This is a genomic window from Leifsonia sp. LS1 (genome assembly GCF_020521355.1).
Taxonomy (GTDB): domain Bacteria; phylum Actinomycetota; class Actinomycetes; order Actinomycetales; family Microbacteriaceae; genus Leifsonia.
This window is the reverse complement of record NZ_BPER01000001.1, coordinates 48,610-60,355: the sequence shown is the minus strand read 5'-3', so window position 1 is coordinate 60,355 and position 11,746 is coordinate 48,610. Positions and strand designations below refer to the sequence as shown.

At 69.2% G+C, this 11,746-nt stretch carries 11 protein-coding genes; 7 read left to right on the top strand and 4 right to left on the bottom strand.

Annotation, left to right across the window (positions count from 1 at the left end; translation table 11 throughout):
• Positions 1–21 precede the first annotated feature (21 nt).
• The 7 genes from LLS1_RS00325 to LLS1_RS00295 all read left to right on the top strand — a co-directional run bounded on the left by LLS1_RS00325 (position 22) and on the right by LLS1_RS00295 (position 7,998).
• The gene (locus LLS1_RS00325) at positions 22–1,599 is read left to right on the top strand and encodes an aldehyde dehydrogenase family protein (protein ID WP_226653110.1); all 1,578 of its coding nucleotides are present in this window, start codon (positions 22–24) and stop codon (positions 1,597–1,599) included.
• A 36-nt stretch (positions 1,600–1,635) separates the two neighbouring features.
• Positions 1,636–2,712: a 2,3-butanediol dehydrogenase gene (locus LLS1_RS00320; RefSeq protein WP_226653109.1), complete on the top strand. Its 1,077-nt coding sequence runs from the start codon at positions 1,636–1,638 to the stop codon at positions 2,710–2,712.
• A gap of 161 nt (positions 2,713–2,873) precedes the next feature.
• On the top strand, positions 2,874–4,328 hold the full coding sequence (locus LLS1_RS00315) for an amino acid permease (RefSeq protein WP_226653108.1): 1,455 nt from the start codon (positions 2,874–2,876) through the stop codon (positions 4,326–4,328).
• Entirely contained in the window at positions 4,325–5,581 is a 1,257-nt protein-coding gene (locus tag LLS1_RS00310; RefSeq protein WP_308443757.1) for an arginine deiminase, read from the top strand. The genes LLS1_RS00315 and LLS1_RS00310 overlap by 4 nt, the downstream gene beginning before the upstream one ends.
• Complete coding sequence (argF, locus tag LLS1_RS00305) at positions 5,578–6,603, top strand: ornithine carbamoyltransferase (protein ID WP_226653106.1); 1,026 nt, start codon at positions 5,578–5,580, stop codon at positions 6,601–6,603. Before LLS1_RS00310 ends, argF begins: the two co-directional genes overlap by 4 nt.
• The gene (locus LLS1_RS00300; RefSeq protein ID WP_226653105.1) at positions 6,603–7,553 is read left to right on the top strand and encodes a carbamate kinase; all 951 of its coding nucleotides are present in this window, start codon (positions 6,603–6,605) and stop codon (positions 7,551–7,553) included. The genes argF and LLS1_RS00300 overlap by 1 nt, the downstream gene beginning before the upstream one ends.
• Positions 7,554–7,578: 25 nt before the next feature.
• A complete protein-coding gene (locus LLS1_RS00295; RefSeq protein ID WP_226653104.1) occupies positions 7,579–7,998 on the top strand; it encodes a hypothetical protein in 420 nt (139 codons plus the stop codon).
• A gap of 37 nt (positions 7,999–8,035) precedes the next feature.
• Here the strand turns inward: LLS1_RS00295 and LLS1_RS00290 are convergent, their stop codons facing one another.
• From LLS1_RS00290 to LLS1_RS00275, 4 genes are read right to left on the bottom strand one after another with little or no spacing between them, the layout of a single operon-like run.
• Entirely contained in the window at positions 8,036–8,710 is a 675-nt protein-coding gene (locus LLS1_RS00290; protein WP_226653103.1) for a LysE family translocator, read from the bottom strand.
• A 20-nt stretch (positions 8,711–8,730) separates the two neighbouring features.
• Positions 8,731–9,483 (bottom strand): SseB family protein, encoded by a 753-nt coding sequence (locus LLS1_RS00285; protein WP_226653102.1) that lies wholly within the window; start codon positions 9,481–9,483, stop codon positions 8,731–8,733.
• Positions 9,484–9,521: 38 nt separating this feature from the next.
• Positions 9,522–10,358, bottom strand: coding sequence for an amidohydrolase (locus tag LLS1_RS00280; RefSeq protein ID WP_226653101.1), 837 nt, complete (start codon positions 10,356–10,358; stop codon positions 9,522–9,524).
• A gap of 1 nt (position 10,359) precedes the next feature.
• Positions 10,360–11,730: an alpha-L-fucosidase gene (locus LLS1_RS00275; RefSeq protein WP_226653100.1), complete on the bottom strand. Its 1,371-nt coding sequence runs from the start codon at positions 11,728–11,730 to the stop codon at positions 10,360–10,362.
• Positions 11,731–11,746 lie beyond the last annotated feature (16 nt).

The following is an 11,746-nucleotide window of genomic DNA, read 5'->3' as shown; positions in this document are numbered from 1 at the left end:
ACAACGACAGGAAGGAACATCATGACCACCACCGCTGAACAGCAGACCGAATCGCCGCTCGCGAAGGTCGGAACGGTCTACACCCGGCCCGGGCTGCCGGGGAGCCTGGTGAAGCTCCGCGACCGCTACGACAACTTCATCGGAGGCGAATGGGTGGCTCCGGCAGGCGGCGAATACGGCGAAGACCTCACGCCGGTCACGGGCAGGCCGTTCGCGGAGTACGCCCGCTCGACCGCTCAGGACGTCGACCGCGCTGTGGCCGCGGCCGTCAAGGCGTTCCCCGCCTGGGCCCGTACCAGCGTGGGGGAGCGATCGGCGGTCCTCCTCCGCATCGCCGACCGACTCGAACAGCACCTCGAGGAGATCGCGGTGCTGGAGTCGTACGAGAACGGCAAGCCCGTACGCGAGACCCTCGGCGCGGACATCCCCCTGATGATCGATCACTTCCGATACTTCGCAGCCGCGATCCGCACGCAGCAGGGCAACATCAAGAAGCTGTCCGGCGACCTGGTCTCGTACCACTTCTACGAGCCGATCGGGGTCGTCGCCCAGATCATCCCGTGGAACTTCCCCCTCCTCATGGCCGCATGGAAGCTCGCACCGGCTCTCGCTGCGGGCGACACGGTCGTGCTCAAGCCCGCGAGCGCCACACCGGTGTCCATCGTGTACGTCATGGACCTGATCGGCGATCTGCTGCCGGCCGGAGTGATCAACGTCGTGAACGGTTCCGGATCCGAACTCGGCAAGGCCCTGGTCGAGCACGACGACATCGCGAAAGTGGCGTTCACCGGGTCGACGGCGACCGGTCGCCAGATCATGCAGTACGCGATCAAGCACATCATCCCCTCGACGATGGAGCTCGGCGGGAAATCGCCGAACGTCTTCTTCGAGGACGTGGCCTCCGCGAAGGACGACTTCTACCGCAAGGCGATCGAGGGCTTCACGATGTTCGCCCTCAACAAGGGCGAAGTCTGCTCGTGCCCCTCCCGAGCACTGCTCCAGCAGCCGCTCATGACGAACGGCTTCCTCGAGGACGCGCTCGATCGCGTGAACCGCATCGTGGTCGGCGACCCGCTGGACACCCGGACCGAGATGGGCCCGCAGAACAGCGCCGAGCAGCTCGAGAAGATCGGCGCCTACCTGGAGCTGGGCCCGCAGGAAGGCTGCGAGGTACTCGCCGGCGGCAGCCGTGCCGACCTCTCCGGCGACCTCGCGGGCGGGTACTACGTGCAGCCCACCGTCTTCCGGGGCACCAACACGATGCGGGTCTTCCAGGAGGAGATCTTCGGACCCGTGCTCACCGTCGCTCCGTTCACCGGCTACGACGACGCGATCGCCATCGCCAACGACACCGCCTACGGCCTGGGGTCAGCGGTCTGGAGCCGCAATGGCGACCTCACCTACGAGGCGAGCCAGGACATCCGCGCCGGCCGGGTCTGGGTCAACACCTACCACCTCTACCCGGCCGGGGCCGCGTTCGGCGGTTACAAGGAGTCGGGCTACGGCCGCGAGACCGACCAGCAGACGCTCCACAACTACCAGCAGGTCAAGAACGTCCTGGCCAACCACGATCAGAAGCCGCTCGGCCTCTTCGCCTAGCACCACACCGACACGAGTAGACACAGGAGAACGAACATGCGCGCAGCGCGTTGGCACGGCCAGAAGGACATCCGGATCGAGGACGTTCCCGAGCAGAAGCTGGAGCCGGGCACCGTCGGGATCGACGTGGCCTGGTGCGGGATCTGCGGGACGGACCTGCACGAATACCTGGAAGGGCCCATCTTCATCCCGCCGGCGGGGCATCCGCATCCGATCTCCGGGGAGGCCGCGCCCATCACGCTCGGTCACGAGTTCTCCGGCGTGGTCACCGCTCTGGGAGAAGGGGTCTCCGACCTGGCGATCGGAGACCACGTCGTGGTGGAGCCCTACATCATCCATGACGACGTGCCCGTGACCGGGGACGCGGAGTACCAGTTGACGCCCGACATGAACTTCATCGGCCTCGCCGGACGAGGCGGGGGCCTCTCCGAGCACATCGTCGTCCAGCGGAGGTGGGTGCATCCGATCGGACCCGACCTGCCTCTGGACGAGGCGGCGCTCATCGAGCCGCTCTCCGTCGGGCATCACGCGTTCATGCGGTCCGGCGCGAAAGCAGGGCAGGTCGCGCTCGTGGGCGGCGCCGGACCGATCGGGCTGCTCACGGCCGCGATCTGCAAGGCGTACGGACTCACGGTCGTCATCTCCGAACTCTCCGCGGCACGGAAGGCGAAAGCGGCCGAGACGGGAGTGGCCGACCACGTCCTCGATCCGTCCGACGGCAGCGTCGCCGACCGTGTCCGCGACCTCACGGGCGGCGTCGGGGCGGACGTGGCGTTCGAGTGCTCGAGCGTGAACGCCGTACTCGACACCCTTCTGGATGCCGTACGCCCGACCGGCGTGGTGGTCAACGTCTCCATCTGGGGACACCCCGCGACCGTCGACATGCAGAAGCTTGTCCTCAAGGAGATCGACCTGCGCGGCACCATCGCCTACGCGCACGACCACGCCCGGGTGATCGAGCTCGTACGGGCCGGCAAGATCGACCTGGCGCCCTTCATCACCGGCCGAATCGGCCTCGACGACCTCGTCGACGGCGGGTTCGAGCAGCTCATCCACCACAACGAGAACCACGTGAAGATCCTGGTCTCGCCCCGACCGCTCGCCCGCTCATGACCGCGGTCCGCATCCGCGGAAGCGCTGTCGAGTAGTTCGGCCATACGGGACGGGGCCGAGAGCCCGACAGGGCGGTCCCGTGCGAAGCGCTCCACGGCCGCGGCAATCGAGCGGGACCTTTGGCCCCTGCGCAGCATCTGCGCGGGGGCCATTCTGCTGCCATGACACAGCAGATCGATGTTCCGGTTGCTCCGTCAGCGGCGCAGCCGAAGAAGCTCCTCGGGCTGACCGGCGCTTCTGCGCTGGTGGTCGGCTCCGTCATCGGAACCGGTGTATTCGGGTTGCCGAGCGCGCTGGCGGCATTCGGGCCGATCAGCCTGATCGCGTTCGTCCTGGTGAGCGTCGGGTCCCTGGCATTGGCCGTGGTGTTCGGCTGGCTGGCCCGACGCATCCCGGGCTCCGGTGGTCCCTACCTGTACGCGCGGGCCGGCTTCGGCGATTTCGCCGGGTTCCTCAACGCGTGGTCCTACTGGGTGACCGCCTGGGCAGGCAACGCCGCCATCGTCGTCGCGCTCGTCGGCTACGTCGAAGTGTTCGTCAACACCGGACACACGGTCCTCTGGTCCATCGTCATCGCCCTGCTCGGGCTGTGGGTCCCCGTCGTCATCAACCTGCTCGGGTTGCGCTCGATGGGTGGCGCCCAGACAGTGTTCACCATCCTCAAGATCATCCCGCTGGTGTTCATCGCCATCGTGGGGCTGTTCTTCATCGACCCCGCGAACTTCGGAGCGTTCAACTCCTCCGGGACCAACGCGTGGGCGGCCCTCGGCGGCGCCAGTGCGATCGCTCTGTTCGCCTTCCTCGGAATCGAGACCGCGTCCGTGGCCGCCGGCCGGGTGCGCAATCCTGGCAAGAACGTCAGCCGTGCGACCGTCTACGGCACGATCCTCTGCGCGCTGGTCTACATCCTCGGCACCCTCGCCGTGTTCGGGACGGTGGGCAACAAGGCGTTGCGTGCTTCCTCCGCGCCGTTCAGCGACGCGGCCGATGCGATCTTCGGCGGCCAGCTGGCCGGTCAGATCGTCGCGGTGGCCGCGGTCGTGTCCGGCCTCGGCTGCTTGATCGGTTGGACCTTCGTGGTCGGCGAGATGCCTCAGGCCGCCGCGAAGGACGGCATGTTCCCCCGCGTCTTCCTGCGCGAATCCCGCAACATGCCCACCTTCGGCATCATCGCCTCCACCGTCCTGGCGTCTCTGCTGACCATCACCGCGTACACCAGCTTCAGCCAGGTGTTCACGACGGTCGTACTGCTGACCGTGTTCACGTCGGTGGTGCCCTACATGTTCTCCGCCGGAGCGCAGGTGTACTGGCTACTCACCCAACGCGGAAACGTGCACCCGGCAGCCCTGACCAAGGACCTCATCATCTCGATAGCCGCCTTGGTGTTCACCTTCTGGGCGCTGGCCGGGGCGGGTGCCCAAGCCTGCTACTACGGAGCCTTCTGCCTGCTGCTGGGCGTCCCCCTCTACATCTGGCTGCGCATCTCGCAACATCGAGACCCGGGGGTGGAGGCCATGCTCGCCACCCCGTCCGAGGTGGACAGTGCGGCATCCACGGCTTCCGCCATCCCTCCCGCCCCGGATGCGGCCGCGGCACACCGGCAGGCAGCAGAATGACCGAGACGACCCGGACGATGGATCGAACCGTCGGCGCGACCGCGTTCGGTGTGCACTCCGAGATCGGTGTGCTGCGCACCGTGATCGTCCACCGGCCAGGGGTCGAGCTGGCCCGCCTCACTCCCGGCAACCACGATTCACTGTTGTTCGACGATGTCCTCTGGCCCGCCCGCGCCCGATCCGAGCACGAGACGTTCGCCGACGCGATGGCCGCGCACGACGTCGAAGTCATCCACTTCCGCCGGCTCCTCGTCGAGACCCTGGCCGATCCGGCAGCTCGCAACGCCGTCCTCGACCAGACCTGCACCGAGTCCGCCCTCGGATCCGTCCTCGCCGACGCGGTGCGCAGCATCCTGGAGGATCAGGATCCCGAGCAACTCGCCGACATCCTGGCCGGTGGGATCACCCGCCAGGAGATCACCGGCAGCTATCCGAGCCTTATGTGGCAGTCAGCCGACCCCGATGAGTTCTTGCTGCCGCCGCTGCCGAACATCCTGTTCCCCCGGGACAGCTCGGCCTGGATCTATGGCGGAGTGAACATCAGCAGCATGGCGAAAGCGGCTCGTCGCGGAGAGACCGTGCTGGCCCGGCTGATCTATGAGTTCCACCCTCGCTTCGCCGGCCAGACCTTCCTCCGCTACGATCATGCACTCGGCGACGCACCGACGATCGAGGGCGGCGACATCCATGTCCTCGGCGAAGGTGTCGTGCTGGTCGGCATGGGAGAACGCACCACCGCGGCCGCCGTGGAGAAGCTCGCCACTGCTCTCTTCAGCGCCGGGCAAGCGCGCTCCGTGGTGGCCGTCCGCCTCCCGCGATCCCACGCGATGATGCATCTGGACACGGTGATGACCAACGTCGACCGGAACACCTTCGTCCTCTACCCGTATCTGAACCGGCGATCTCTTCGCGCCTGGGAACTCCACCCAGGCTCCGACACCGACACGACGCAGGTCGGGCCGGAGAGACCGCTCTTCTCCCTTCTGGCCGACGTGATGGGTGCGGAACGGTTGCGGATCCTGACCGCGGACGCGGACGAGCCCGCCGCCGCGCGAGAGCAGTGGGACGATGCCAACAACTACCTCGCCATCGCCCCCGGTGTCGTCATCGGCTACGACCGGAATGTGGTCACCAACACCATGCTTCGCAAGCACGGCATCGAGGTGATCACTGTGGCCGGCAGCGAACTGGGCCGCGGCAGGGGCGGATCGCGGTGCATGAGCTGCCCGATCGCGAGGGATGCGATCGCATGACGATCACACCGCAGGCGACCGTCCCCCACCTGCTCAAAGACTCAGACCTCACCCCGGCCCGCATTCTCCGCCTGCTCGATCTGGCCGCGGACCTCAAGCAGCACCATCGGTCGGGCACCGAGAGGCAGGAGTTGTCCGGCCGGGCCTTCGCGCTCATCTTCGAGAAGCCATCCACTCGAACCCGATCCGCGTTCGAGATCGCCGCCTACCAGCAGGGCGGCACCAGCACGTACATCGATTCGCACTCCAGCCATCTCGGCGACACCGAATCGGTCGCTGACACCGCTCAGGTCCTCAGCCGCCTGTACGACGGCATCGCCTACCGTGGATATCAGCAGTCCCGCGCGGAGAGTCTCGCTGCCGCTGCTGCCGTCCCCGTCTTCAACGCCCTGACCGACCGCTGGCATCCGACGCAGGCGCTGGCCGACCTGCTCACGATTCGGGAGCACTCCCTGCGCCCCCTCTCCGCATCCAGCGTCTGCTTCGCGGGCGACGGAAACGACAATGTGGCTGCCAGCCTGCTCGTGTCCGGAGCATCACTCGGCGTCGATGTACGCATCGCCGCACCCGAGCCACTGTGGCCCGACGCCGACACCCTCCGGGAGGCGAACGAGCGCGCCGACGCGGTCGGCGGCAGGCGGCCGACTGTCACGACGGACCTGCGCGAGGCGACGGCCGGGGTCGATTTCATCTACACCGACGTATGGGTGAGCATGGGCGAGCCAGAGGGAATCTGGGGCGACCGCGTGCACCAGCTCCTCCCATACCGGGTGGATCGAGCCGTGATGGAGGGCACCGGCAATCCGGCGACGAAGTTCCTGCATTGCCTGCCCAGCATCCACGACGGCAGTACCCGGGTCGGCGCCCGGATCGCAGACGAATTCGAGCTCGTCGGCGCGGAGGTCAGCGACGATGTGTTCCGTTCCTCGCGGTCCCTGGTGTTCGACCAAGCGGAGAACCGTATGCACACCATCAAAGCGGTCTTGGTCGACGCCGCCCGCCGTGTCCGGGGAATCGGCTGATGCCCAGGATCGTGCTCGCCCTGGGCGGGAACGCACTCCTCCGCCGCGGTGATCCCCCCGATGAGCGTATCCAAGTCGAGCGGCTCGGCCGGATCGCTCCCGCCATCGCCCGAATGGCCCACTCCTGGCAGGTGATCATCGTGCACGGGAACGGCCCCCAAGTCGGCCTCCTCGCCACCGAGAACCAGACCGACCGCACTCTCGCCTCGCCCTACCCGCTCTCCGACATGGTCGCCGAGACGCAGGGTCTCATCGGCGGGTGGATCCAAGCCGCGCTCGCCGGCGAAGGATGCGCCGCGACCGCGTTGATCACACACACCCGCGTCGCTGCGGACGATCCCGCCTTCGGGAGCCCGACGAAATTCGTCGGCCCCGTATGCGCCGAATCGGAGGCCGAGCGCCTCACCGACCGATTCGGCTGGACGTTCCACCGCGACGGGGACGACTGGCGGCGAGTGGTGCCGTCCCCGGAGCCCGCAGAGATCCTCGGCTTGAACGCCGCAGAGCTTCTCGCCGAGCGGGGAACTGTCGTCATCCTGGCAGGCGGCGGCGGCATACCGCTGGCCATCGGCCCGGGAGGTCACCCCCACCCGGTCGACGCCGTCATCGACAAAGACCTCACCGCCGCCCGGGTCGCGATCGACCTCGCCGCGGATCGCTTCGTCATCGCCACCGATGTTCCCGGCGTGTACCGCGACTATCCGGGCACCGAACGCGAGCTGATCCACCAGATCACTCCAGATGAGCTCGAGTCGCTGACGCTGCCTTCCGGGTCGATGGGGCCGAAAGCCCAGGCGGCATGCCGATACGTGGACGCCACCGGCCACACCGCTGTGATCGCCGCCCTCGACCACATCGAGGAGGCTGCCCGCCTCGCAAGCGGAACGCTCGTCCGCGCGACACCGACCGCGGAACAGTCACGGCCACCCGCCGGCGCAGTCCACCGGTGAACCGATGCGATCAGAGGAGACGACCATGCTCATCACCGGACCGCCCGTGTCGTCCGCGAAGGCGACACGACGCTCCTCGGCGGCGCAGGCCACACTTGTGCTCGTCGCCGGCCCGAACGTTCCAGAGGCTCTCGTGCGTCGTCACTGCGTGTGCGCGCTCACCGCCGGACATACCGTTGCACTCGTCCTCCTCCGACGCGCCACCATCGCCGAGCGCTACCTTCTGGTCGCTCTGCGCAGCCACTTCGGATCCGACAGCATCTGGCTCGTTCACGATCACCGCGACTGGCGGCGTGTGCCGGAGGGCGCCCCCACCGTCGTTCAGTCGGACCAGGGCTTATGGAGCGGCGACGCGCGTGTCGCCGACCGGGAGACGGCCGAGCACATGGATTGGGAAGGGACGTACGATCTCTATCGTCGGCTCGACTCAGCGCGTGCACGATGACCGCAGGAACGCGCAGGCTGACCGTTCCCTCGGCGCCTCACCCCTCGGCGCCGGCGACCACCGTGCCGATCCCGAGCGCCGCGAGGATGCCGGCGGAGACGCGCTCGAGCACGCGGGTCACCCGCGGGCGCTTGAGCCAGGCGACCATGCGGGAGGCGAGCAGGGTGATGGCGACGAGGTAGAGGCCGCCGATCGTTGCGTCGACGGCACCGAGCAGCATGGTCTCGCCGAAGCCGGCGTGGGCCGAGACGAACTGGGGCACGACGGCGAGGAAGAACAAGCCGACCTTGGGGTTCAGGAGGGTGGAGAGCAGACCGGCGAGGAGGCTCGGGGTGGAGCCGCGGCGGCGCACCGCGGGAGCGGCACCGCCCCCGACATCCTCCGCGGCCGCGTCGCCGACCGGCCCGGCCGCGGCGGCGCGGGCGCTGCGGCGGGTCGCCAGGAACGCGGACACGCCGAGGTAGATGAGGTAGAGGCCGCCCACGATCTTCACGACCCGGAACAGCTCGGCGGACTGCTCCAGCAGCGTCGCGAGCCCGACCGCCACCAGCGCCGCCCAGACGAGCGATCCGGCGGCGCACCCGGCCGCGGCCGCGAACCCGTCGCGCGCTCGACCCATGCTGTACCGCAGTACGAGGAACGTGTCGGGGCCGGGCGTGAGCGCGAGCACCAGGCAGAGCCCGGCGAACGCCAGGATCGAGAGCGCCGTCATGCGACGATCTTAGGGGGTGGTCAGCTCGCGGCGTCCACCTCGTCGAGCCGCAGCACCGCAGACGGGCCGGCAGGGTCGAGGAGGAGGCCCGCGTAGCCGTCTTCGCGGGCGACGCGGGCGACCGCGGCGACGGTGGTGCCGCGGGCGGTGAGGCCGGGGGACCAGGCGAAGACCTCGGCGGGGGAGGTGAAGACCGGGTGCAAGAGGTCGCCGTCCTGCCCGACGGCGGAGGGGATGGCGCCGGGGCCCTCGTCGAGGCCGACGTAGACGACCGGTGCGGCGGTGACCAGCTGGAGGAACGCGGGCCAGGGGAGATCGCGGTCGACGAGGGCGTTCTTCAGGGCGGCGTTGCGACCCGGCTCGTCGGTCACCTGGCCTCGCAGCTCGTCGGCGTAGGCGATGAGGAGGGCGTCGTCGCCCGGGTCGAGGGCGAGGCCGTCGGCGCGGGACATCGCTTCGGCGAGTACCGACCAGGCCGGCTGGGCGAGCGACCGGAACTCGGCACCGCGGCGGTAGGCGGCGAGGCGTTCATTGCTCGTGAAGGCGACGAGGAGGTCTTTGCCTGCGGCGTCCGTCTGCTTGGCGAGCGCCAGGGTGTCGCCGGGCCGGAACCCCGCGGACGGGTCGGCGAAGACGGAGGCGCTGATGTCGAGCAGCAGCTCACCCGCGACGCACTGCCGGAGCACGTTCGAGAAGGTGCGGGCCTCCTTGCGGTCGGCCCACGCCTCCAGCGCGGTCTGGACGGGGATGTTGCGGACCAGGCGATCGTTCACCCGTCCAGTATCCCGGAGAGGTGGGCTCCCGGAGCGGCTCAGCGGCCGCCGAGACGGTAGACGCGCTCCGCCGTCCCTCCCAGGATCTGCGCGCGCTCGGTCGTGCTGAGTCCGGAGATCAGCTCGGCGGCCGTCTCCCAGGTCGCGGCGTACGGCCCCGCGAGGGTGGAGACCGGCCAGTCGCCGCCGTACAGCACCCGCTCCGCACCGAAGGCCGCCAGAGCGTGGTCCGCGAACGGGCGCAGGTCGGCGGCCGACGCCTGCCCGGCGGCGCCGAGAGTGGTGAGGCCGGAGAGCTTGACGGCGACGTTGGGACGCTCCGCGAGCGCCGAGAGGAGGCCCGCCCACGGCTCGCGGGATGTGGCTCCGACCGGCGGGGTGCCCAGGTGGTCGATCACGAGCTGCAGCCCGGGCAGCTCGTCCGCGATCGCGAGGGCGTGCTCCAGGTGGCGGGGGAGCACACCGATCACGTCGAAGGAGAGGCCGCGCTCGGCGAGCAGCGCCAGGGAGCGGCGCACCGGCGGCCGGCCGAGCCAGTCCGGGTCGGGCTCGTCGTGGATCAGGTGCCGGACGCCGACGAACGTCGGATGCGCGCTCCACTCCTCGACCTGCCGCGCGGCGACGGAGGGGACGAGAAGGTCGACCCAGGCGACCACCCCGGCCACCCGCGGGGAGTCGACCGCGAACATCGCCGCGGAGTCGTCCACGGAGTTCGCGGCCTGGACGAGAACGACGCGGTCGACGCCCGCCTGCGCCAGCAGCGGCTCCACCTCGGCGAACGTGAACGTCCGGTCGATCGGTGCGAGCGCGGAGGTCAGCCAGGGATACTCGACCCGTTCGAGGTCCCAGAGGTGCAGGTGGGCGTCGACCGCCATCTCAGTCGGCCAGCTCGAAGCGGACGAGGACCGGGCCGGCGACGGCGGGTTCCGGGAGGCGCGCCACGAGGGCGTCTCCGTCGCGGGTCACCGCCAGAGGCGTGCCGTCGGCGAGGCGGGCGCTCGCCGCATCCACCGCCTCCGAGACGCCGGTCAGGCGCACGTCGCCGGTCGCGTCCACGAACGCGTTCGCGATGCCGCCCGTGCGCGTCCACCGCACCCACGGCTCGTCCGACGGGCCCGCGATGCCGGCATCGAGCGGGCGGCTGCCGAAGACGGCGTCGCCGTTCGCCGCGTTCCAGGCGGCGAGGTGCTCGAGCGTGCGGCGCTGGAGATCGGGCACGGTGCCGCGCGCGGTGAGGCCCACGTTCAGCAGCAGGTTGCCGCCGCGCGAGACGATGTCGACGAACGTGGCGACTGCGGCCGGGCCGCTGAGCAGGTGACGCTCGTCCTCCTGTGTGTTGTGGCCGAACGAGAACCCGATGCCGCGGCAGTTCTCCCACGCGCCGGTGCCCTCCACACTGGTCCCGTTCTGGTACTCGCTGGTGCGGAAGTCCCAGTGCGTCTCCCCCCAGCGGTCGTTCGCGACGCCCTCGGGGCTCGCGGCGTAGAACTTCTCGAACAGGTTCTCCATGCTGAACGGGCCCGAGGGCTTGCCGGCGTCGGGCCACTCGATGTCTCCCCAGAGCACGTCGGGGGAGTAGCGGTCGATGAGGTCCACGACGTGATCGTAGGCGTACTCGGCGTAGGCGGCGTCGACCGGGCGGCCGAACTCCTGGCCCTCGTCGGTGATCGGAGGCAGCTGCGAGAAGTGCCAGTCGAGCCCGCCCGAGTAGTAGACGCCGAAGCGCAGTCCGGCGTCGCGCGTGGCCTTCTCGAAGGCGCCGATCAGGTCGCGCTTGGGGCCGCGGGCCACCGTGTTGCGGCCGTCGGTGCCGGGCGCGTCCCACAGGGTGACGCCGTCGTGATGCTTGGTGGTGGGGACGAAGTAGCCGGCACCGGTGCTCTTGACCAGGGCGAGGAACTCCTCGGGGTCGAACTCGTCGGGGTTCCACTGGTCGAGGAAGTCGTCGTAGGGCGCGCCACCGTAGACCTCGCGCTGGTGCTCGGCCGCGGGGCTGTCCTCGATGCGGATGGTGTTGAAGTACCACTCGGCGTACGGGTTGTGCGTGAACCAGTACTGCTTCTCGATGGTGCCGAGCTCGCCGATCGGTTCCGCCCAGGCGGGCACGGAGTAGGGGCCCCAGTGCACGAAGACACCGAGCTTGGCGTCCGTGAACCATTCCGGCACGTCCCGTTCGAAGCGGCGGTAGTTCTCGGGGCGGACGGGGTCGTCTTTGAACATTGCCACGCTCTGATGCTCCTTCTTCATTGAATGCATTGTGAGG